Here is a 20,194-nt window from a genome sequence, read left to right as displayed (position 1 = left end):
AGCGAGCCCAATCCATGAAAACCCGCCTTCGTCGCAAATTCCGAGACTTTGCCTTTCAGGCGCGACGGCTCATTGGCTTGGAAAAACTGCTTGTTCTGCAGGGGGAGACCCGCGGCCATCAGATAGCCCAGAGAGACGCCTTGGACACTCTGGCCGACGCCGAATTTTCGGTATTTTCACAATGGGGAGAGGACGGGATTATCTCTTGGCTGGTGGATACGATCCAACCACCCGTCACAAACTTCGTTGAATTCGGCGTAGAGGATTATCGCGAGAGCAACACGCGGTATTTGCTAACTTCGCGTTACTGGTCAGGCTTGATTATCGACGGCTCCGAAGACAACATCTCCTCCATTCGATCTGATGACATCGCCTACAAATATGATCTGCAAACCCGGGCGGCATTTATCAACCGCGACAATATCGCTGAGTTGATCTCGTCGGCAGGGTTTGTCGGGGGACTTGGGTTACTCAGCGTCGACATCGATGGCGTCGATTACTGGGTGCTTGAGAAAATTCGCGAGAAGGCTGCAATTGTTGTCGTGGAATACAACCAGATCTTCGGAGACGCGCCTCTTAGCGTACCTTACGACCCGTCCTTTGTCAGATTGAGCAAGCACTACTCCGGGATGTATTGGGGCGCATCTTTGGCTGCATTCCGGCACCTTCTTGAAGAGAGGGGTTACGAATTCATCGGCACCAATCGGGCCGGAACGAACGCCTTCTTTATCGACAACATCTACTCCGGAAAGCTACATAATAAACTGACCCGGCGCCACGAATGGCCATGTCGCATGCGAGAGGTTCGCAACCGGGACGGCAGCCTCGCGTTTAAAACATACAGCGAGGCTAAAAATTTGTTGAATGGCCTTCCGGTCGTAAACGTGACGACGGGCGAAACTATCACTCTGTAGATGTCGCCTGATCACGGGCCCACCCGCCCAAATCTTCATCCAGGCTGATGGCGACGATATCCAAGATTCGGTTCAAAATTGGCTTCAGCGCCTCGACGTCGCGCGCCTGCTCAATTTCTTCCCGCAGCTGCAATACTGTCGACTTCTGTTGTTCAAGCGTTTGCATTTTACTTTCTACAATCTTCTCTAGACGGTAGCCATCAATACCGACGCCGCTAGATTAATTCCGGTCCGTCGCTCTGGGGGCCTCGAGTCGGCGTTTCTCTTCTCGCGCGGAGGCTTTGGCTCGCAGTGGCTGCATGAAGGACATTTCAACTGCCATTAGCAACCATATAAACCCGTTTTTCACAGCGAAACCTCAACCTCGGCATAATTGGTGATTGGTCGTCCCTACCGCCTCCGAGAGCGAAAGGCAATCGACCCAGATCCTAAACTAAAGATGGCGGGAGAGACAGGTCAAAGACCAGGGTACTCTCAGCCGAATTCCGCAGCCCCTTATATGAGGCATGCCGCTGCTTCCCGTCATGCGTCCAGGCGCGGTGACCTGAAACTCTCTCACATCCCTGGAGACCTCCATGCTCGTCAGCAACTGGCGCGCAATCATCAAGCACGCCTGGTCGGTGCGGCTGATGGTGCTTGCGCTGTTCTTCATCATCCTTGAGCCGATCTACACGTTCGTCGCCGCCACCTGGGTGTCGCGCAATCTCTACATCCAGCTCGCCATGTCGGCGATCACCGGCCTTTTGGCCGTCGCGGCGATCGTTGCCCGCATCTTTGTTCAACAGAAAGTCTCAGGAGAATTGAATGGCAAACCGCCTGCAGAAGGGTAGTGCCGCCGCGGCCATGGCTGTGGCGCTCGTCGGCTCGTTCGAGGGATTGCGCCAGAATGCCTATCCCGATCCGGCGACAAAGGGGCAGCCATGGACGATCTGCTACGGCAGCACCAATGGCGTCAAACCCGGCGACCACAAGACGGTGGAGCAGTGCAAGGCGCTGCTGGCGCTGGAGCTGAAGACCTATGCGAGCGGCGTCGAAAGCTGCGTGCGCGTGCCGCTGCCGGATGCGCGTTTCGTGGCGTTGACCTCGTTCGCCTATAATGTCGGCGTTACGGCGGCCTGCGGCTCGAGCGCAGTCAGGCTCATCAACCAAGGCAGGACGGCCGAGGGCTGCGAGGCGCTGTTGAAATGGAACCGCGCCGCCGGCATCACCTTTCCGGGCCTCACCCGGCGCCGGCAGAAAGAGCGCGCCTTCTGCCTCGAGGGCATCTGATGTTCTCCCTGCTCGACACGCTCAAGATGGGCGCCGGCATCGCCGCCGGCCTGGTGCTCTATCACCTCTATGCCGTTTCGATCGGCTATCCCTCGGCGGCCCGTGAGGCGCGGGCCGGCTATATCATGCTGGCCGAAAAGAGCGCAGCCGATGCGCGAGCCGCCGAGATGGAGCGCCAGCGCAACGCCGCCGCCCAAGCCACCGAAGAGCACCGCAAGCGCCTGGCAGCCGCCGAAGCCTCAGAGCAGGCGGCCAGAGACACCCTGGAAACCGAGATCCAATCCTATGAGCTTCAGCTTTCCGAGAAGAACCGCGCTTGCGCTGTCACTGCTGCTGATCGTCAGTGGCTGCTCCGCCACTGAGCGGCTGAACAGGGCGGCAGTGACGAAGGGGCAGGCGGCGGCCGGCATGGCGCTGCCGCCCTTGCCCGATGATCTCCGCCGGCAGGAAGCGCATGCGCCTGTCGTGGAAGGCGAGTCCGTCATCGCCGTCCTCGCCCGCGAGCGCCAGGCGCTCGACCGCGCCAATGCCCGCCAGGGGCGCACCGTGCACTTCTACGACGACCTCACCACCAGATATGGAGCCCCCCGATGATGAACGCCATCTCGCTTGCCCTGACGAATCCGAGGGGTGGAGCTGTTCTGGCGCCACCGCCTTGGGTGCCGGATCCTGATCGCTATATGCCGGCGGCGACGCGCACGCGCTGGCCGACCGGCGCGACCGCCACGCCATGGACGTTCCCGGCCGGGCTGAATTACCAATGCTCCAAGCTGTTCTTCGGCGCGCCCGACTATCCGACGAACGACTTTCTTATCCCGTTCGTCGGCTTCGCGCTGACCGAAGGCGGCAATGCGCCGCAAGAAACGCAGTCGCCGAACGCCGACACCGTGATCGACGAGGCGTTCTTCGTGATGCCAAACGGCACGGAATACCCGATCTTGTTTGGCGGTCTGGTGCCGGCGACGGTCACCGCCGCAACCGGTATTGTTTACGGGCAGGTCGTACTGCCAGTTGCTCTGCCGGCATGGTCGATCTTTGGCGTCCGAACGGTCTATCACGGCGCAGAGGGTGCGCAGCGCTGCGGTTCCTATCGCATCCAGCGCCATCGCGGCGAAAAGTATTGGGGCGCGGCCGACTTGGCGTCTGTACAGGCGCTGGCGGCCGCCAACGCGGCGTCGACGGCGGCGCTCGATCCTGACAGCCTTTACAACACGATCGGCAACGCGACCAATTCGCAGATCCAGGCTTACGGGCCCGCGCTTGTCCTGGCGAAAGGATGGGACGGCCGGCCGGTTCCACTCGTCGTCGGTGACAGCCTGATCGAGCGGCAGGAGATCGCCGCGTCGGCCGACGAGCGCGGCAATATGGGCATGATACGGCGATGGCTCGACCAGCGCGACCAGGTATGGGGGAGCACTGTCCCGCTCGTCATGGGCGTGCCTGGTGAGCATAACGAATTCGAGCTTGCCACCAACGCTACCAAGCGATGGGTGATGATCGACGCCATCAAGACGACGTTCAACGGCGGCAAGGATATCTGGACTTTCTGCCTCGACCAGGGCGGCCGCAACGACAACAACACGACGCTTTCGCTCTGGCAGTCGCGCAAGTTCGGGCTCGATGATCGGATCATCGCCCGGTATCCCGGCGCGCATATGGTGGGCATGACCATTCTGCCGACGCTGGCAGGCTCGTCTGACGCCGGCCGCACGGTCGCCGGATATTCCGCGACGAGCGCGCTATGGAACCCGAGCACGGGCACGCTTGCCGGCATGAACGCGTCACTCATCGCGTCGTCGCGGTTCGCCAAGACGATTGATATCGTGCCGGCCTTCATGTCGGACAGTGATCCGACGAAGGGGGCGGCGGCCGAATTGACGCCGCTCGGCAACGTCATCGGCCATCCCGGCAACCAAGACGGCGTGACGACATGGGACACGATGCGCCTGCCAAGCACGACGAAGCTCGGCGCGCGCGTCATGTTCGAATATCAGCCTGGGCTCTGGACCAGCCGGACGCTCGTAGACCGAACGGATTTGGGAGACGGCACGGCGAACTACCGCGTCGCCGAAGTTCTGGCGACCAACGTGCAGGATAACGCCGCCCTGCTCGGCCACGCCTATACGGCCGCCGATTTCGTCCACCCGGCTCTCTACGGCGTCCTGCGTTTCGTCAGCCGCCTGCCTCAATCGCACAAGGCGAAGTTCTATCCATGACATCCAACGACGATATTCTCCGCGCTCTCGGGCGCGTCGAGGGAAGGCTGACAGGCATCGAGGAAAACGTGGCGCTGCTGCGCAACGAGGTCAGCGACGAAAAGGCCAATGCTCACGACAGCCGCGCCGTGATCCACACCCGGCTCGACGAACAGGCAAGGCAGATCGCCCATCTCGACACCAGGGTGGCGATCAGCGGCGGCACCGACGCCCAGATCCGCGAGGAGATCAGGAGCCTCAAGGAGACCGTCGAGAAGAACCAGGAGGCGGTGGGGCCGGCGCTGGAAGAATGGAAACGGATGAAATCGATCGGTTACGGCATATCGGGATTGATTGCCTTTGCCGGGCTGACGATCGGGGGAATGATCGCCTATGCCAGCGATGGTGCGGTGGCGGCGCTCAGGCATTGGTTGAAGATCAGTTGAGCAATCAAGTTACTCCGCCGCTTCCGCCTCGATGTTCCGGAAAATTCTCCCGCAGCATCTTCTTGCCGACAGGAGAATAAGCAGAACCAAATTTTAGACTTTGCTAACGAACAAATCCGCGCCGTGCTGGTTTTCCTCTCAGGAGGAAACGGTCATGAAAAGCATGAACAATCGCCAAGTTCGCATTCCGGGTCCCCGGGAGCATGATGTCGCGGAACATTGCCGCAAGTTTGGGATCAGCCCGGCCGAGGAGAGGAAGCTGAAAAAACTGCTCGGGTGCCGGGCGCCGCTGCATGAAATTCAGGCCAATGCGCCGCCGCGGCAGCCGCGGTGGCGCTAGACTTGTTTCACGCTCCGTTACCACCTTGATTCAAAGATTGAGCGAAGCGGGAAAGGCGAGGGGAGATGATCCTGTTTTCGGGTCTCGGAGGCTGATCCTGTTCGTCAGGTAAGGCCGATTGTGATGGTTACTCCACGATAACCAGCTGAAAGCCCCGCTTCGCCGGGGTTTTTTGTTGGAGTGGTGATGCGCGTTTGATTTTCGCCGCCGTCGAAGCATACCAGTCTAACGATTGAAGCGGACCGAAGCAATTTTCGCTTGTTCCTCCGGCCGACTTGCAAGGGTAAGGGCGTATCCGCAGCGCCAATATTGGCGGAACTTCCGGCAAATAGCGACGTTGGGGCGAAACGGACCGCGTAGCAGGTCTCGTCTCCTGTACCAACTGCTACCCCTGCAGTCGCTGCGCGGTCCACTGACCCATCCGGGATGGAGCAAACGATCCTTTGGTCCGTGCCGTCCCACCCGGCCCGAGGCGCGAGGCTGCAAATCCGATCAATGCGTCAGCTGGCGCGACAGCATGAGGATGTAGTCGTCGGCGATATCGGCGACCACCATGGCGGCTTCCGCTGGCGGATAGCCTTTGCCGATGGCCTCGCCGAGGATTTTCATGACGAGAGGTTCGAGCGCTTCCCGGCAGTCTGCCAAGCTTTCGGCATGCGGGCATTTGGGACGAAACTGCAAGACGTTGTTCATGGCATACCCTCCATCTGATCGAGCTCGGCCCTTCTGCATGGAAGCCGGTCTCTTCGAGGAGGCGGGCCACGGTTCCGGCGAGCTTTCCCGGAACCAAATTAGTGATCGTGAAAATACGATGGCACAGGGCTCGGCGTAATCAAGGTGAGGCTGATATTAAGGTAAGCCAGTAGGGTTAATTCGTCCACCGAGGGTTGATCGATCCTCAACCGGTATGTCAGGCTATGGCGCAACCCTTTGTTTGCGTGTCGCTTTCCGGGACGAAAAAGGCGGCGTTTTTTCAATTTTACCGGGAAATGCCGATGTTCGCCGCGCGCTGCGGCAGCGCTGACGTGCAAAGCGCCGGCATCTGTATCGGGACCGCACACCGCGAGGGAAAAGCCCGCTTTCACGGGCTTCTCCTTGTAAAGGCAAGTTTCGACATGCACGACGGTTTCAGGCCGCGGCAAAGGGCACGGCGACGAAGGTCTTATTGCCGTCGCGTTCGATCAGCAGCAGCACCGATTTGCGGCCGGCCTTGCCGGCCTCGGCGATCGCCGCTTTGGCATCGCGGGTGTTGTGGACCGGTCTGTCGTTGACCGAGACGATGACATCGCCCGACTGGATGCCGGCGGCCGCGGCCGCCTTGTCGGGGTTGACGCTGGCGACCACCGCGCCGCTGACGGCGCGCGGCAGGTCGAGCTGCTGGCGCAGGTCGGGCGTCAGCTCGGCAAGGCCGATGCCGAGGCTCGGCTGGCCGGAGGGCTGGCCCTGGGAATCGGGGCTTTCGGCGGCGGCCTGCTTCTGTCCGTCCTCATTGGTGCCGACGGTGACGTTGAGATCGAGCGTCTTGCCGTCGCGCCAGATGCCGAGAGATTTTTTGGCGCCCGGCGAAAGGTCTGCCACCAGCCGCGACAGGTCCTTCGGCGTCTTGACGGTCTCGCCGCCGACTGAGGTGATGATATCGCCGGGCTTCACCCCGGCATGGGCTGCCGGAGTATCGGCGGTGACGGCGGCAACCAGCGCCCCGCCGGTTTTGTCGAGGCCGACGGCATCGGCGACGTCTTTGGTGACCGGCTGGATCTGCACGCCGAGATAGCCGTGATCGATCGACCCGTCCTTCTGCAGCTTGGCGACGATCGCTTTGGCCTCGTCGGACGGAATGGCGAAGCCGACGCCGACGCTGCCGCCGTTCGGCGAATAGATCGCGGTGTTGATGCCGACGACATTGCCGCTGCGGTCGACCAGCGGCCCGCCTGAGTTGCCGTGGTTGATCGGCGCGTCGATCTGGATGAAATCGTCATAGGGCCCGCTGTGCAGGTCGCGGCCGCGGGCCGAGACGATGCCTGCCGTCACCGTGGTGCCGATGCCGAAGGGATTGCCGATCGCCAGGATCTGGTCGCCGAGCTTCAGCCGGTCGGAATCGCCCCAGGCAATGGTCTGCAGCGGCTTTCCCGCCTCTATCTTCACGACGGCGACATCGGATTTCGGGTCGGTGCCGATCAGCTTGGCCGGCAGTTCCGTGCCGTCATCAAGCGTCACCTTGATGTCGACGGCATTGTCGATGACATGGTTGTTGGTGACAACAACGCCGTCCGGGCTGATGATGAAGCCGGAGCCGAGGGCCATCGCCTGCTGCGAAGGCCGGTTTTTCGGCGCCTGGCGCGGCAGCGGGATGCCCTGATCCTCGAAGAACTGGCGGAACTGCTCGTCCATCGGCGAATCCTGCTGGCCGGCGCTGACATCGGTCGCCTTCACAGTGGTGGTGATGGTGACGACCGCAGGCTTGTCGGCATCGACGATGGAGGCGAAGGAGCCGCTCGCGGCAAGAATGCCGCCGGCATCGGCAGGCGCTGCAATGGCGTTCGACGTGTTGATGGCGAAGGGCAGGCATGCCGCGCCGGCGATGATGGCAGCGCCGAAAAGGGCAGCAGTGCGATGTTTGCGGAGGATGTGTGACATGGGGATGGTCCCTTGCGAGAGCGTTGGCTTCAGATGGCGTCGGGGTTCCATGGCGTCGTGGTTCATGTCGTGGGACCTGGCGTCGGATGGCGTTTGGCGCCAATGCCTCTCATCGCAGCGCAGTCGTTGGGGCGACCGGGCGAATGGAAGAATTCGCGCTCGGGATTCATATGATCGCGGCCGATGGATTTGCAAATTAAATATTGATCATGTTTATATTGCCGATTTGTAAGATATGACGGGAATTTAATCTTGGCGGCAACGGCTTTTCAGCCATCTGCCGCGTGCCGGAAGAACCGGCCGGCCTTGCATTTTGCCGCGCCTTCCCCGCGGCGATTTCCTTCGAAAATAAATGGACTTATTCCCGCAGGCGGTGATCCGCCCGCCGCATGCGCCCGTAATTTTGCCGACGGACGATCACGCCGCTGTTTCCGGAAATTCCGTTTCGAAATCTGTTGCGAATATAAAATGTTAGTAGACTCTAAATTATTTATTCTTCAGAAAGTGAAGACCGCGAATCGTGGGTGGGCGAGTCTCGCGGTGGCATATGAGGGGCAATGAGCAAGGCAGTGGAGCGGGGGCGCAACGGCAAGGGCGGCCCGCATGTGAGGTTGAGCGATGTGGCGAAGAAGGTGGGCGTCAGCCCGATCACCATCTCGCGCGCGCTTCGCAATCCGCAAATCGTTTCGGAAGATCTGCGCGAGGTGATCCTGCGCACGGTCGAGCAAATGGGCTATATCCCCAATCTTGCCGCCCGCGCGCTCGCCGGCCGCCACAACGGCGTCGTCGGCGTCATCACGCCGGCCTTGCACCAGTACGGCTTCACCGACCTGATGATCGGCATCGAGGATCGCTTCCGCGACACCGAGTTCACCGTGCAATATTCCAATACGCTGCGCCACGCCGAGGGGGAGGCCGGCCTGCTGAGATCTCTCCTGACGCAGAAGCCGGCCGGCGTCATCATCGCCGGCGCTGAATCCTATCGTGATCTTCTGCCGTTGATCGACAGCGCTGCCTGTCCGATCGCCCATATCGCCGATCTCAGCCAGGAGCCGCAAGCGCTGGTCGTCGGACTCGATCATTATACGGCCGGTGCCGGGCCCACCCGCTTCCTGCTGTCGCGCGGCTATAACAGGATCGCTTTCATGGGCCGCGGCGCCGATGTCCGCTCGCGCCGCCGCATAGAAGGCTATGAGGATGTGATGCGGGAAGCCGGGCGCTTCGAACCCGATCTCATCATCGGCGGTGATGCGCCAAGCCGCACCGGCCTCGGCAGGGAGCTGTTCTCCGGCCTGTTGCAGCGCGTGCCCGATGTCGATGCCGTCTTTGCCCAGAGCGACGAAATGGCGCTCGGCGTCCTCATCGAATGCAAGGCCCGCGGCATCCGCGTGCCGGAGGATCTCGGCATCTGCGGCTTCAACGATCTGGAATTCTCGCCCTTCATCGAGCCGTCGCTGACGACGGTGCACATTCCGCGCTACGATATCGGTTACCGCGCCGCCGACATGCTGCTGCGCGCCGTCCGCGACGAGCCCCCTAGCGAAGACAAGAGCGACGTCGGCTTTACCATTATTCCGCGGGGTTCGACGCGGTAATCGGCTAGGATACCGCGACAATAGAAGCGAAGCCGAGCGCCGCTGAAGCTGGCGCTAGCCACAGTCCGGATTATTCCGTATATGGGCGAAATGACGTTTACTGTGCTGAAATATGGATAAGGCGGCGCTGTTTTTTGACAGGATGCACACCTTTGTTCGCGTCGCCGAGCGCGGCAACCTGTCGATGGTCGCAAGGGAGCTGGGCATCGGCCAATCCACCGTGACGCGGCACCTCAACGAACTCGAGGAGGCTGTCGGCGTGGCCCTCCTCAGCCGCACCACGCGTCGGGTCGCCCTGACGGAAGAAGGCAGTCGCTATTATACCAACTGCCTTCAGATACTGCGTCTGGTCGAACAGGCTGCTGAGGAAGCCAGAGATGCACGTCAGGCGCCGGCTGGCGCGGTTCGCCTCTCCTGTACGGCAGCGCTTGGAGTCATGCATGTCACGCGAATGATCTTCGACTTCCAGGACAGGCACCCTGATATCCGCGTCGACCTCAACCTGACGGACGAGCGTATCGACCTGGTTCGCGAAGGCGTCGACGTGGCGCTGCGTCTTGGACCGCTCGCCGATAGCTCAATGAAACTTCATGCGGTCGGAGAGAGCCAGCGGCTGCTGGTCGGCGCTCCGGCCTATCTGTCCGCCCGGGGACGGCCGGAGCGTCCGGCCGATCTGTCACGCTACGAAACCATCGTGATGTCCAACGTCGCAGGCAGTAATCAGCTCCTTCTTTCCGCGCCCGATGGCACCAGCCTGACGGTCCCCGTCAGCGGCCGGCTGCGCGTCGATCACGGGCTTGCGGCGCGCGCAGCCCTTGCCGCCGGACGCGGCATTGGTCCGACACATCTATGGTTGGTTCACGATCTTCTGGACGATGGCCGGCTCGAGGTGGTGCTCGGCGACTATCGGCCTTCGCCGGTTCCGCTGAGCTTGCTGATCGTGCCGGAGCGTGCAGCCATTGCTCGCGTTCGCCTCCTCGTCGACTTTCTTGCCGCGGAGATCGCCAAGCTGCCCGGAATCCGGCCATCGTAAGCCTTCAACCTCCGAAAGAGCGCTTGTCGCCGCGCCACCCTGTCGTCCGCAGAAACTGCTCCCAATTGAGCGTCTCGGGGGGCAGGCGACGGCTCCATTCGAGATCGTGCTCCTTGCCGAAATAGCCATACTCGACGGCATATTCGACCATGCCGAGAAGCTCTCGAACGAGAAAATCGTTGGCGGCAAACTCCGGAAAATAGGCGAGCAAGCCGCCCCTCGTGAAAGCATTCCGATACTCGGCCTTGAGGCCGGTCACGCGCTGAAAGGTTTCGACCATCTCGCGCGGAGAAATGATATCGCCGACGATCGGCAGCGTTTTGCCGTTGTAGCGCTCGGGGTTTGAGAAGATCTCGAGGACAACAGGCCCGGTCGCCGTCAGCGGATCGACAAAAGGTGCGGCGAAATCTTCCGGCAGATAAATCGGCAAGAGCAGGGTGTCGCCTTCCATGCGCGGCGCATAATATTCGAGAAGATTGGTGTAGAAGAATGCCGGCATGATGAAGGAATGCGAGATCGGCAGGTCGCGAATGTGATCTGCAACGCGCGCTTTATCGGTGAAATGCGGCGCATATTTCGTTCCACCGGTGATCTTGTCGACATTCTCGAGCGTGCTGAAGACAATGTGCCCGACGCCGGCCTCCACCGCCGCGTCCGCCAGCTGCCGCCCGAGAGGAGCCTCGCTTGTCTCCGGCGGGGCGATCGGCGGCGTCATCAGAAAGGCGCCATCCGCGCCCTTGAATGCAGCAACGAGCTCCCTCTGGCGGCCGAGTTCGAGAGGTAGGGGGACGATTTCAGCGCCGAGTTTCCCGAGACGTAACGCTTCCGGCGAATCCTTTCTGCGCGTGAAAGCGCGGACGCGGAAGCGCTGGCTTTCAAGGAGTGTCGCAACGACGCTGCGCCCCTGTTTGCTCGTTGCACCGGTAACCGCGATCAACGGCTTGTTGTCTGTAGACATGGCTTTGATCCTTTCCCTGTCGCTCGCGCCGACCGGAACGGCGGGCGTCTTGGCAAGGAAGGGCCGATCGCCCTGCCTCGACGGTGGGCACTCTAGCGAAACAGGGTTTATCGCTGTAGATGGCCGAAATGCATAAGATAATGCCATTTTATGGATAAGTGGCGGCAGGCCGCCCCACGCCCGCCGGACTACATCACTTTTCGCAAAGCCGTCGGCCGCCGGAATATGGCTGATAGGTACAATCGGACGGCCGGAAGGAGCGGTAGCTGCGCGAGCAGGCGCTGATGTTGCAGGATTGCGGTGCGCCTTGGCCGTCGACGACTGCTTCCGACGATCGCACTCCGTTCAGCGTCGGTTCGCTCGTCGCCTCGCGCATGAAGTCCCGCCAAATATGCGCCGGCAGGGCGCCGCCGGTCACCCCCTTCATCGGCGCGTCGTCATCATTGCCAACCCAGACACCGACGACGAGGGCTTCCGTGAAGCCGACGAACCAGGCATCACGATTGTTCTGGCTCGTGCCGGTCTTACCGGCCGCAAACACACCGGGATCTGCTCCGCGTCCGGTACCGCGCTCGACCACCAATTGCAGGAGGCCGAGGAGATCGGACTGGTAGGGCGAAAGATCGACATTCGGCTTGGATTGTGAGCCGACGCGAAACGTCTTGGGCTGCCCTGCCGCTTGAAAGTCGATGATGCCCCAGGGTTTGACAGGGGCCTTGCCGAGCTGGACGGACGCATAGGCGCTGGTGAGGTTAAGCAGATTGACTTCGGATGTGCCAAGCGCCAAGGACGGCGTATTGGCCAGGGGCGCATCGATGCCGAGTTCGCGTGCTGCGGCGATCACATTGTCGAGACCGACCTCTTGGGCAAGCGTCACGGATGCGGCATTGAGCGATCGCGCGAAGGCCTCGGCAAGTGTTACCCAACCGCGATAGTCGCCGCCGGAATTTTCAGGCGACCAGCCGTCAATGTCAATTGGCGCGTCCAGAACCTGGTCGGACAGAGTGAGCCCAGCCTTCAAGGCTGCGTAATAGACGAACAGCTTGAAGGTGGAACCCGGCTGGCGCATCGCGGTGACGGCGCGGTTGAACTGGCTGGCCTTATAGTCGCGCCCGCCAACCATCGCGACGACCGCGCCGTCGGGCGTCATTGCAACCAAGGCGGCTTGCGATGCGCCGACCGTCTTTCCCTCACCGTCCAGGGCTTTTTTCACGATTCGTTCGGCACTCTGCTGCAACTGCGGCACCAGTGTGGTGCGCACTGTCGTCGAGCCCGGCGACGAGCCGGCGATTTCGCTCGCCTGCGGCGAAATCCAGTCGGCAAACCAGCTTCCGGAGCGCGGCGTGGGCGTCGTCGGATGCAGCCTGGCAAAGCTCGTCTTGGCCTCCGCCGCCTCTGGCGCGGTGATCTTGCCATTGGCCGCCATCGCGTCGAGAACGACCAGGGTGCGCTGCCGCGCGCCTTCGAAATTGTCGATGGGATTCCATTGGCTCGGCGCCCGCAGCAATCCCGCCAGCATCGCCGACTCCGGCAGGTTGAGGGCGCCGACATCCTTGTTGAAATAGATGCGCGCGGCGGCAGGCATGCCGGTAGCGCCCGCGCCAAGATAGACGCTGTTGAGATAGCGCGTCAGGATTTCCGCCTTGCCGAGCTTCCACTCCAGCCAGAAGGCGATGACGACCTCCTGAATCTTTCGTTTTATTGTTCGGTCGCTGTCGAGATATTGCAGCTTGATCAGTTGCTGGGTGATCGTGCTGCCACCCTCCACCACCGAGCCAGCCTCCAGGTTCCGCAGAAACGCTCTCGCGATGCCCCTGGGGTCGACGCCGAAATGATCCATGAACCGGCGATCCTCAATCGAGAGCACGGCATCGATCAGATGCGGTGGAAACTGGTCGTATCGGGCATAGGGCCCTTGATAAGGTCCCTGTCTTACCAACGGCGCGCCATCGGCGGTTTCGAGCACCACGACCGGCTTCAACGTTCCATCCCGGATTTCGCTCCAGGGCACGTCTTTGAGTGCCCACACCAGCACGCTTCCGACGAGGAGGCAGACAAGAAGGATCGACCCGAGAGCGAATTTCCGCCAGCCGGCAACGAGCGATGCGCTCCGGCGACTTTCACTCGGCTTTGAACGCCGATCGCGAATACCGCGCCCGGCTTTGACCAAAGCAGTCGTCATCCCTTTGTAGGGAGCGGACGTGATCCCAAGCCGCGTCGCCCTCCTGAGCTTCGTCCTCCAATACAATCCGGTCGTCTTGACCTTTGCCAAGGCAGAACTTGCCTGCACATCCTGGCGTATCGCACGAAATAGAGTTCTGGCGGCCCGTCTGGTCTGGTCGAAGGATCCATGGGGCGGCTGCGGGTCTTCGCCTTGAGTGGTGCCTGGCGAATCCGAGGCGGCTGCTGGCGCTGGCGAATCCAGGGTCTGCTTGCGGCTCGAGCTGCTAACGTTTTCACCTGAGGATTCGGAGGAATTGGGCATCGGTTACCGTTAAAAAGGCCTACGCAGCACGAGCTTTATAACCGGGGGATGCCGGGTGTTCTACCGCAAAAGGCCCCGACGGACTGCTCCTGTGACAATGACAGCTTAAAGGGCGACTTCCGAAGCGACCGACATCAATTCCTGGGAATTGGGTGCCTTGAATGTCTGGAGCCCAGCCTCCAGAACTTCGGTGAAGCTCCAACGCACGATGCCCTCCCGGTCTATCAGGAACTGACCGACAAGCTGCCCATGGTCGGCAGTCATCATCTGCTGATCGGCTTCCGTAATTTGATATCCTTCCTTGTCGTTGAGAAATTCGTCCATTGCCATCACGCTCAAGGGCTCGGGCAACTCGCCCGGAAGATCGATCCGTATCGCCATGACCGCGTCGATCCCGATCTCGCGCAGGCCGAAGGCTTGGTGCGAAGCCCGTACCGGGTCGGAAGCAGCAAGAAGATCGGGTATCGGATGGTAGCGGAAATAGAGCCGCGCGCGTTCGACCGGGGTGTTAACAACAGCCAGCGATTGGACGCCTTTCTCACGCAGCATCGGGTTGAGATATGCCATGGCCGCCACATGGCGCCGGCAGAACGGGCAATGCAGGCCTCGAAACAACCCGATCAACAATGGGCTGCGGCCGCGAAAATCATCAAGTGCGATCTTCCCCTCGTGCGAGATCGCATCAAACTCAACGTTCGGCACCCGGTCGCCCGGTTGCAGCGGATGGTCGACATAGCGCGTGGACATGGACAACCTCCTCGCTCGGGGATCAGTCGAGAAAAGGCGCCACGTCAGTGCTTCGAGGTCGAGAGTGAGCGTTGCAGGCCTGACCTCTTGTCCTTACCGCACCGCCAGGATCCGATCTAAAATGGGCTCATATTGGCCCGCGGGCAAGCGGCAAACAGCGAATCGTGAACCGAGAAAGCCTGTTTTCCGCAAACTCTGATTCTTTAGCGGCTGGAGAGACCGACACAGAGAATTGAGCTGAGGGATCTGCCAATTGCGCGTCAAGCAGCATGGCAAAGTCTCAGCTTCTCATCGGTTCCCTGCCGCTCGACAGAGAATCCGCCAGCCAGCAGCCAGCGGGTTCGGGCCTCCCATAAGAGGCCAGCCTTGCTGGCCTCTTATCTCCTGTCAGATATCGCTCGCAGCGCTCGACCAGAGGTCGGCCGCCTCGGCTGCCGTCATGCGGCGCACCTCGGCTTCGTGGCTGCGGCTGGCGAAGAGTTCGCTGGCCATGATCTGCTCGGCAAGATCGGCCGGAAGCGAGAGGATGACGCGGCCTTCGCCATTGTGCAGGCCGCCGAGTTCGGTGCGCTTGCCCGTCACCATGCCGCCGGCGACCGTGTTGTTGGTCTCCGGGTCGATCAGGATGAAGGAGCCGGACAGCCGGTTCTGCTCATAGGGGTCGAAGATTGCCGCTTCATCGAAGACGAGCCGGACTTTGCCGATGGCGTTCATGTAGAGCCGCTGGGCGGCAGTCCATGTGCCGGTCTTCAGCTCGAGCTGGCTGAGCGGCTGCACCTGGACACGCTGGCGGCGCGAACCGCTCTTCAGCCAGTAGCGTTTGCCGGGTTCGATGCCCTCGGGCTGCAGTGCGACGATCTGTGCGTCGAAGGCAAGGCCGACCTGCGGCTGGGCGTCGATCGAAACGATCATGTCGCCGCGCGCCACATCGACCTGGCGGTCGAGCACCAGCGTGATCGCATCGCCGGCAACGGCGGCATTGCGCACCAGATCGAAGGTGACGATCTTGGAGACATTGGCGACCATGCCCGACGGCAGGATCATGACGCTGTCACCCGGCTTGACCGAGCCGCCGGCAACCGTGCCCTGATAGCCGCGGAAGCTTTCGCCCGGACGCGAGACGCGCTGCACCGAAAGCCGGAAGCCGACCGTCTGCGACGAGCGCACGGTCGCAAGCTCCAGCGTCTCCACCAGCGTCGGGCCGGTGTACCAGGGCATGGCGGCCTGGCCGGAATAGACGACGTTTTCGCCCTTCAGCGCCGACATCGGAATGGCGGTGATCTGCTTGACGCCGAGCGACAGCGCAAATTCCCGGAATTCATGGGTAATCTTGTCGAAACCGGCGCGGTCATAGCCCGTCAGATCGATCTTGTTGACGGCAAGCACGAACTGCTTGATCCCGAGCAGCGAGGCGATCGTCGCGTGACGGCGCGTCTGTTCGAGAATGCCGAAACGCGCATCGACGAGCAGGATGGCGAGATCGGCGGTCGAGGCGCCGGTCGCCATGTTGCGGGTATATTGCTCGTGGCCGGGCGTGTCGGCAACGATGAAGGAGCGCTTGTCGGTCGAGAAATAGCGATAGGCGACATCGATGGTGATGCCCTGTTCGCGCTCGGCCTGCAGGCCGTCGAGCAGCAGCGCGAAGTCGGGCAGGCCGAGATCGTTCTGCTTGCCGGTGGAATCGCGCTGCAGCGTGGCGGCCTGGTCTTCCTTGACCGCCTTGGTGTCCCAGAGCAGGCGGCCGATCAGGGTCGACTTGCCGTCATCGACGCTGCCGCAGGTGATCAGCCGCAGCGGGCGAGAGTCGCGCTGGGCCTTCTGCGGCTCGGCCGCGGGCAGGCTGACGGCGGTGGCCGAGACGGCGGTGTTGGCTGCGGTCATCTCAGAAATATCCTTCACGCTTTTTCTTTTCCATGGAGCCGGACTGGTCGCGGTCGATGGCGCGGCCCTGGCGTTCGGACACCGTTGCAATTTCGAGTTCGGCAATCACCTCTTCCAGCGTGGTCGCCTGTGAGCGGATGGCGCCGGTCAGCGGGAAGTCGCCGAGGGTGCGGAAGCGGATCATGCCTTCCTGCCGGACTTCGCCGGGCAGCAGTTCCAGGCGCGGATCCTCGGCCAGGATCATCATGCCGTCGCGCTCCACGAACGGCCGCTTCTTGGCGTAATAGAGCGGCACCAGCGGAATGTCCTCAGCCTGGATGTAGCGCCAGATATCGACTTCGGTCCAGTTCGACAGCGGGAAGGCGCGCACGCTTTCGCCCTTGCGGATCATGCCGTTATAGACGTTCCAAAGTTCCGGCCGCTGGTTGCGCGGATCCCAGCGGTGGTCGGGGGTGCGGAAGGAATAGATGCGCTCCTTGGCGCGGCTGGCCTCCTCGTCGCGCCGTGCGCCGCCGAAAGCGGCATCGAACTGGCCGGCATCGAGCGCCTGGCGCAGGCCCTCGGTTTTCATGATGTCGGTAAAGGTCGCCGAACCATGGGTAAAGGGCGTGATGTTTTCGGCCGCACCGCGCGGATTGATGTGCTCGATCAGGTCGAGATCGTACTTCTTCGCGGTCGCGTCGCGGAAGGCGATCATCTCCCGGAATTTCCAGCCGGTGTTCACATGCAACAGCGGGAAGGGCACGCGGCCGGGATAGAAGGCCTTGCGCGCCAGGTGCAGCAGCACCGACGAATCCTTGCCGATCGAATAGAGCATGACGGGACGCTCGAACTCGGCCGCAACCTCGCGGAAGATATGGATGGATTCGTTTTCCAGCGCCTTCAGATGCGGGTCGAGCGGCGCCTTGGCGCTCTGGGGATTGCTGAGTTCCGTATCCGGACGGCTATCGGGCATGTCTTACTCCAGACTGTCGATCCTTACGGCTGCCCGCAAGGCAATTTCTTAAGCGTTAGCTTCCCCAAGGCTGCGGCGATCGCCGCGCCCTGATCGGGTAAGCCGTGAAGTGGATTATTGTGCGGCGATCACTGAGGCCTCTTCGGCGACATGCAGGCCGCATTCGCGCGTCTCGTCCTGCTCCCACCACCAGCGGCCGGCGCGTTCCGGCTCGCCGGGCTTGATCGCCCGGGTGCAGGGCTCGCAGCCGATCGAGGGATAGCCGCGGGCATGCAGCGGATTGACCGGCACGCCATTGTCGGAAACGAAGGCCTTGATCGCCTCCAGGTCCCAATCGGCGAGCGGATTGACCTTCAAGAGGTGCCGTTCGGCGTCATACTCGGCAAACGGCGTTTCGGCGCGGTTGGCCGATTGGCCGCGGCGCAGGCCGGTGATCCAGATCGTCGCACCTTCGAGTGCGCGCGCAAGCGGCTTCAGCTTGCGCACGCCGCAACAGGCATGCCGTGCTTCGACGCTCTCGTAGAAACCGTTGAGGCCGTATTGCGCCGCATAGGCGTCGATGTCGGCCTTCTCGGGCTCGTAGCGTTGGATCTGGATGTCGTACTGGCTTTCCGTCTCTTCGATCAGCGACAGCGTCTCGGCAAACAGCCGGCCGGTCTGCAGCGTCGCGACATCGATCGGCAGGCGATGCGTGCCGATCTCGGCGGTGATCACCTGGTCCTCGATGCCGAGCGAGGTGGTGAACACCACGCGGCCGCCAAGGCCCGCGACCAGCGACAGGCGCCCGGCCAGGTCGAGACCCGCCAGCTTCTCGTTCAGCGCCTCGGCTTGCGCAATCGACCCTTCTTCCGCAATCCTATTGATAACAGTCATGAGAATCCTGTCCTTTGTTGACGGGAGTATCGCAGTTCAATCCTGGATCGGACAGAAAAAGGGATTTCGAAAGCTGCGGCCGGAGGAGCAAATATCTCTCCGAAGCTGCCGCAATGCAAAAAAACAGCCGCCCGGAGATAAAAATCCCCGCGAACAGCTGGTATGTCTATAAAAATAGTAGAGTTACACGCGGCCTGTCAATCCGAAATCTGAAGTGATGCCGAAAAAGGTGCGGAGAGAGCGGTTTAAGCGTAGATTGTGACAGCTTGGCCGAGAGGGAAAAACAAGGCCGAAAACACTTGCTCCTCAAGGCTTTCTCCGGCGCGTTCAAATTCCGTTCATGCTGGTTGTGCCATAGAGGCGAAAGTACTTCCGTAGCGGCGCGGAGATTCGCGCCGCCTGTGTGTCGATGGTCTGAGATGATTACGCAAAAGGCGAAATATGCGCTGCGGGCGCTGACGGTCCTGGCGGATGCCGATACCGATGAACCGGTGATGATTTCCGACATCGCCGCGCAGCAAAAGATCCCGAAAAAATTCCTCGAACAGATCCTGCTCGACCTGAAGCATCACGGCATCGTCGTCAGCCGCCGCGGCAAGCAGGGGGGTTATCTGTTGCTGAAGCCCGCCCACACCATCACCTTCGGCGAAATCCTGCGCATCATCGACGGCCCGATCGCGCCGCTGCCGTGCCTGTCGATCACCGCCTACCGAAAGTGCGACGATTGCGACGGCGAACAGAACTGCCAGATCCGCCACGTCTTCGCCAAGGTGGCCGACGCCACCCGCAAGGTGCTGTTCTCCACCACCATCGCCGACGCCGTCGGCCCGAGGCACGGCGCCGAAGTCACCCGACTGCTCGCCTGAGCATCGGACTTCGGGGAGAGCCGAGGGATCTGTCTTCCTTCAACATTTGGTGAAACGCCTTTTTTCGCTGGTGCGGTGCTCCACCTGCCTGTCCATTGGGATAGGGAGAACAACCATGTTTGCACTTTCGACAAAGCATGTGCTGGCTGTCGTCGGTCTGTCGGCTGCCCTTGCCACAGGCGCTGCCGCTCATCACGGCTGGTCCTGGGCCGAGGCGGACCAGATCGAGCTGCGCGGCACCATAGAGAAGATCTCGATGGGCGGCCCGCATCCGACCCTCGATGTCGCGACCGCCGATGACGGCCTGTGGCGTGTCGAACTCGGCAATCCGCGCCAGACGGAACGCTCGGGCTTCGTCGAAGGCGTCGCAAAGCCCGGCGACCAGGTGACGGCACTCGGAAACCGGTCGCAGGATCCGCAGGAGAAGCGGATGAAGGCGGTGCGCATCACCATCGGCGAGAAGCGCTACGATATCTATCCGGATCGCATCCGGACGAACTGACTGAGGGCGAGCCGAGCTGTGATCGACATTCTCGAATGGCTGTCGGCCACCGCACCGGCGGTCGCGCTCCGGCGCTCCGCAACACTCTACATGTTCGTCAATACCGGCCATATCCTGGCGATCGGCCTGCTCGTCGGCGCCATTCTGCCGCTTGATCTGAGGCTCGCCGGCTTCTTCCGCAAGGTGCCGGCGGAGATCATCGCGCCGTTCCTCTCCCGCTCCGCGGCCGTCGGCCTGGCCGCCGCCATTCTCACCGGCTTCTGCCTCTTCAGCGTCCGGGCGGTCGAATATGCCGCCAATCCCGCCTTCCTCGCCAAGCTTTGCCTGATCGGGCTCGGCCTGCTCAACCTGCTGACGGTTCATCTGGGGCAAGGCTGGGAAACGCTGGTTTCAACAGGAATCGTCCGGCCCGGCTTGCGCCTCGCCGCCGCCCTATCGGCGGCAATCTGGATCGCCGCCGTGGTTGCCGGGCGGTGGATCGGATTTCTTTGAGGGCCGCTA

General features: G+C 61.7%; 23 protein-coding genes. 13 read left to right on the top strand and 10 right to left on the bottom strand.

Annotation, left to right across the window (positions count from 1 at the left end):
• The first annotated feature begins 14 nt into the window (after positions 1-14).
• A complete protein-coding gene (locus AF337_RS27020) occupies positions 15-914 on the top strand; it encodes a hypothetical protein (RefSeq protein WP_049734546.1) in 900 nt (299 codons plus the stop codon).
• On the opposite strand, the gene AF337_RS43380 is transcribed toward AF337_RS27020, so the two are convergent.
• Entirely contained in the window at positions 904-1,080 is a 177-nt protein-coding gene (locus tag AF337_RS43380; RefSeq protein WP_160320362.1) for a hypothetical protein, read from the bottom strand. The two genes, AF337_RS27020 and AF337_RS43380, sit on opposite strands and share 11 nt — an antisense overlap.
• A gap of 409 nt (positions 1,081-1,489) precedes the next feature.
• Here AF337_RS43380 and AF337_RS27015 point away from each other — a divergent pair, with 409 nt between their 5' ends.
• The 7 genes from AF337_RS27015 to AF337_RS26985 all read left to right on the top strand — a co-directional run bounded on the left by AF337_RS27015 (position 1,490) and on the right by AF337_RS26985 (position 5,164).
• Complete coding sequence (locus AF337_RS27015; RefSeq protein WP_049734545.1) at positions 1,490-1,744, top strand: DUF7940 domain-containing protein; 255 nt, start codon at positions 1,490-1,492, stop codon at positions 1,742-1,744.
• Positions 1,719-2,183 carry a lysozyme gene (locus AF337_RS27010; protein WP_049734544.1) on the top strand — a complete coding sequence of 155 codons (465 nt, stop codon included), beginning with the start codon at positions 1,719-1,721 and terminating at the stop codon, positions 2,181-2,183. The genes AF337_RS27015 and AF337_RS27010 overlap by 26 nt, the downstream gene beginning before the upstream one ends.
• Positions 2,183-2,545 (top strand): hypothetical protein, encoded by a 363-nt coding sequence (locus tag AF337_RS27005; RefSeq protein WP_049734543.1) that lies wholly within the window; start codon positions 2,183-2,185, stop codon positions 2,543-2,545. Before AF337_RS27010 ends, AF337_RS27005 begins: the two co-directional genes overlap by 1 nt.
• Before the next feature lie 19 nt (positions 2,546-2,564).
• The gene (locus AF337_RS27000) at positions 2,565-2,777 is read left to right on the top strand and encodes a hypothetical protein (RefSeq protein WP_049734542.1); all 213 of its coding nucleotides are present in this window, start codon (positions 2,565-2,567) and stop codon (positions 2,775-2,777) included.
• Positions 2,774-4,399, top strand: a complete 1,626-nt coding sequence (locus AF337_RS26995) for a hypothetical protein (protein ID WP_049734541.1) — start codon at positions 2,774-2,776, stop codon at positions 4,397-4,399. Before AF337_RS27000 ends, AF337_RS26995 begins: the two co-directional genes overlap by 4 nt.
• Entirely contained in the window at positions 4,396-4,824 is a 429-nt protein-coding gene (locus tag AF337_RS26990; RefSeq protein WP_049734540.1) for a hypothetical protein, read from the top strand. The genes AF337_RS26995 and AF337_RS26990 overlap by 4 nt, the downstream gene beginning before the upstream one ends.
• A 154-nt stretch (positions 4,825-4,978) precedes the next feature.
• Positions 4,979-5,164 (top strand): hypothetical protein, encoded by a 186-nt coding sequence (locus tag AF337_RS26985; RefSeq protein WP_049734539.1) that lies wholly within the window; start codon positions 4,979-4,981, stop codon positions 5,162-5,164.
• 492 nt (positions 5,165-5,656) lie between these two features.
• Here AF337_RS26985 and AF337_RS26980 read toward each other — a convergent pair whose 3' ends face one another.
• The 3 genes from AF337_RS26980 to AF337_RS26975 form a co-directional block, all read right to left on the bottom strand.
• Positions 5,657-5,857 carry a hypothetical protein gene (locus AF337_RS26980; protein WP_049734538.1) on the bottom strand — a complete coding sequence of 67 codons (201 nt, stop codon included), beginning with the start codon at positions 5,855-5,857 and terminating at the stop codon, positions 5,657-5,659.
• Positions 5,858-5,955: 98 nt separating this feature from the next.
• Positions 5,956-6,249 carry a hypothetical protein gene (locus tag AF337_RS42615; protein ID WP_152971202.1) on the bottom strand — a complete coding sequence of 98 codons (294 nt, stop codon included), beginning with the start codon at positions 6,247-6,249 and terminating at the stop codon, positions 5,956-5,958.
• Positions 6,250-6,292: 43 nt separating this feature from the next.
• On the bottom strand, positions 6,293-7,798 hold the full coding sequence (locus AF337_RS26975; RefSeq protein ID WP_049734537.1) for a DegQ family serine endoprotease: 1,506 nt from the start codon (positions 7,796-7,798) through the stop codon (positions 6,293-6,295).
• Between the two features lie 557 nt (positions 7,799-8,355).
• Here AF337_RS26975 and AF337_RS26970 point away from each other — a divergent pair.
• Positions 8,356-9,393: a LacI family DNA-binding transcriptional regulator gene (locus AF337_RS26970; RefSeq protein ID WP_049734536.1), complete on the top strand. Its 1,038-nt coding sequence runs from the start codon at positions 8,356-8,358 to the stop codon at positions 9,391-9,393.
• 112 nt (positions 9,394-9,505) lie between these two features.
• Entirely contained in the window at positions 9,506-10,426 is a 921-nt protein-coding gene (locus tag AF337_RS26965; RefSeq protein WP_049734535.1) for a LysR family transcriptional regulator, read from the top strand.
• Positions 10,427-10,430: 4 nt separating this feature from the next.
• Here the strand turns inward: AF337_RS26965 and AF337_RS26960 are convergent, their stop codons facing one another.
• From AF337_RS26960 to AF337_RS26935, 6 genes are all read right to left on the bottom strand, one after another.
• On the bottom strand, positions 10,431-11,384 hold the full coding sequence (locus AF337_RS26960) for an NmrA/HSCARG family protein (RefSeq protein WP_049734534.1): 954 nt from the start codon (positions 11,382-11,384) through the stop codon (positions 10,431-10,433).
• A 193-nt stretch (positions 11,385-11,577) separates the two neighbouring features.
• Positions 11,578-13,869 carry a PBP1A family penicillin-binding protein gene (locus AF337_RS26955; protein WP_049734533.1) on the bottom strand — a complete coding sequence of 764 codons (2,292 nt, stop codon included), beginning with the start codon at positions 13,867-13,869 and terminating at the stop codon, positions 11,578-11,580.
• Between the two features lie 105 nt (positions 13,870-13,974).
• Positions 13,975-14,616 carry a peroxiredoxin-like family protein gene (locus AF337_RS26950; protein WP_049734532.1) on the bottom strand — a complete coding sequence of 214 codons (642 nt, stop codon included), beginning with the start codon at positions 14,614-14,616 and terminating at the stop codon, positions 13,975-13,977.
• Between the two features lie 387 nt (positions 14,617-15,003).
• The gene (gene cysN, locus AF337_RS26945; RefSeq protein ID WP_049734531.1) at positions 15,004-16,497 is read right to left on the bottom strand and encodes a sulfate adenylyltransferase subunit CysN; all 1,494 of its coding nucleotides are present in this window, start codon (positions 16,495-16,497) and stop codon (positions 15,004-15,006) included.
• A 1-nt stretch (position 16,498) separates the two neighbouring features.
• Positions 16,499-17,452 (bottom strand): sulfate adenylyltransferase subunit CysD, encoded by a 954-nt coding sequence (cysD, locus tag AF337_RS26940; protein WP_049734530.1) that lies wholly within the window; start codon positions 17,450-17,452, stop codon positions 16,499-16,501.
• A gap of 114 nt (positions 17,453-17,566) precedes the next feature.
• Positions 17,567-18,325 (bottom strand): phosphoadenylyl-sulfate reductase, encoded by a 759-nt coding sequence (locus AF337_RS26935; protein ID WP_049734529.1) that lies wholly within the window; start codon positions 18,323-18,325, stop codon positions 17,567-17,569.
• Positions 18,326-18,744: 419 nt separating this feature from the next.
• Between AF337_RS26935 and AF337_RS26930 the strand changes: the two genes are divergently transcribed.
• The 3 genes from AF337_RS26930 (at position 18,745) to AF337_RS26920 (ending at position 20,185) form a co-directional block, all read left to right on the top strand.
• The gene (locus tag AF337_RS26930; protein ID WP_049734528.1) at positions 18,745-19,191 is read left to right on the top strand and encodes an RrF2 family transcriptional regulator; all 447 of its coding nucleotides are present in this window, start codon (positions 18,745-18,747) and stop codon (positions 19,189-19,191) included.
• Between the two features lie 115 nt (positions 19,192-19,306).
• A complete protein-coding gene (locus AF337_RS26925) occupies positions 19,307-19,693 on the top strand; it encodes a DUF6152 family protein (protein WP_049734527.1) in 387 nt (128 codons plus the stop codon).
• 18 nt (positions 19,694-19,711) lie between these two features.
• Entirely contained in the window at positions 19,712-20,185 is a 474-nt protein-coding gene (locus tag AF337_RS26920; RefSeq protein ID WP_049734526.1) for a DUF6644 family protein, read from the top strand.
• Positions 20,186-20,194: the final 9 nt, after the last annotated feature.

Source organism: Rhizobium ecuadorense (genome assembly GCF_001187535.1).
Taxonomy (GTDB): Bacteria; Pseudomonadota; Alphaproteobacteria; order Rhizobiales; family Rhizobiaceae; genus Rhizobium; species Rhizobium ecuadorense.
The sequence above is the reverse complement of the archived record's forward strand: the minus strand, read 5'-3'. Positions and strand labels throughout refer to the sequence as shown.

What these genes read in the sequence shown, in the direction of transcription:
- AF337_RS26975 (WP_049734537.1), bottom strand. Translation starts at nt 7,798, where the DNA reads ATGTCACACATCCTCCGCAAACATCGCACTGCTGCCCTTTTCGGCGCT.
- AF337_RS26960 (WP_049734534.1), bottom strand. Translation starts at nt 11,384, where the DNA reads ATGTCTACAGACAACAAGCCGTTGATCGCGGTTACCGGTGCAACGAGC.
- AF337_RS26980 (WP_049734538.1), bottom strand. Translation starts at nt 5,857, where the DNA reads ATGAACAACGTCTTGCAGTTTCGTCCCAAATGCCCGCATGCCGAAAGC.
- AF337_RS26935 (WP_049734529.1), bottom strand. Translation starts at nt 18,325, where the DNA reads ATGACTGTTATCAATAGGATTGCGGAAGAAGGGTCGATTGCGCAAGCC.
- cysN (WP_049734531.1), bottom strand. Translation starts at nt 16,497, where the DNA reads ATGACCGCAGCCAACACCGCCGTCTCGGCCACCGCCGTCAGCCTGCCC.
- AF337_RS27010 (WP_049734544.1), top strand. Translation starts at nt 1,719, where the DNA reads ATGGCAAACCGCCTGCAGAAGGGTAGTGCCGCCGCGGCCATGGCTGTG.
- AF337_RS43380 (WP_160320362.1), bottom strand. Translation starts at nt 1,080, where the DNA reads ATGCAAACGCTTGAACAACAGAAGTCGACAGTATTGCAGCTGCGGGAA.
- AF337_RS26950 (WP_049734532.1), bottom strand. Translation starts at nt 14,616, where the DNA reads ATGTCCACGCGCTATGTCGACCATCCGCTGCAACCGGGCGACCGGGTG.
- AF337_RS26955 (WP_049734533.1), bottom strand. Translation starts at nt 13,869, where the DNA reads ATGCCCAATTCCTCCGAATCCTCAGGTGAAAACGTTAGCAGCTCGAGC.
- AF337_RS26970 (WP_049734536.1), top strand. Translation starts at nt 8,356, where the DNA reads ATGAGCAAGGCAGTGGAGCGGGGGCGCAACGGCAAGGGCGGCCCGCAT.
- AF337_RS27005 (WP_049734543.1), top strand. Translation starts at nt 2,183, where the DNA reads ATGTTCTCCCTGCTCGACACGCTCAAGATGGGCGCCGGCATCGCCGCC.
- AF337_RS26985 (WP_049734539.1), top strand. Translation starts at nt 4,979, where the DNA reads ATGAAAAGCATGAACAATCGCCAAGTTCGCATTCCGGGTCCCCGGGAG.
- cysD (WP_049734530.1), bottom strand. Translation starts at nt 17,452, where the DNA reads ATGCCCGATAGCCGTCCGGATACGGAACTCAGCAATCCCCAGAGCGCC.
- AF337_RS27015 (WP_049734545.1), top strand. Translation starts at nt 1,490, where the DNA reads ATGCTCGTCAGCAACTGGCGCGCAATCATCAAGCACGCCTGGTCGGTG.
- AF337_RS26990 (WP_049734540.1), top strand. Translation starts at nt 4,396, where the DNA reads ATGACATCCAACGACGATATTCTCCGCGCTCTCGGGCGCGTCGAGGGA.
- AF337_RS26930 (WP_049734528.1), top strand. Translation starts at nt 18,745, where the DNA reads ATGATTACGCAAAAGGCGAAATATGCGCTGCGGGCGCTGACGGTCCTG.
- AF337_RS26965 (WP_049734535.1), top strand. Translation starts at nt 9,506, where the DNA reads ATGGATAAGGCGGCGCTGTTTTTTGACAGGATGCACACCTTTGTTCGC.
- AF337_RS26995 (WP_049734541.1), top strand. Translation starts at nt 2,774, where the DNA reads ATGATGAACGCCATCTCGCTTGCCCTGACGAATCCGAGGGGTGGAGCT.
- AF337_RS26925 (WP_049734527.1), top strand. Translation starts at nt 19,307, where the DNA reads ATGTTTGCACTTTCGACAAAGCATGTGCTGGCTGTCGTCGGTCTGTCG.
- AF337_RS27020 (WP_049734546.1), top strand. Translation starts at nt 15, where the DNA reads ATGAAAACCCGCCTTCGTCGCAAATTCCGAGACTTTGCCTTTCAGGCG.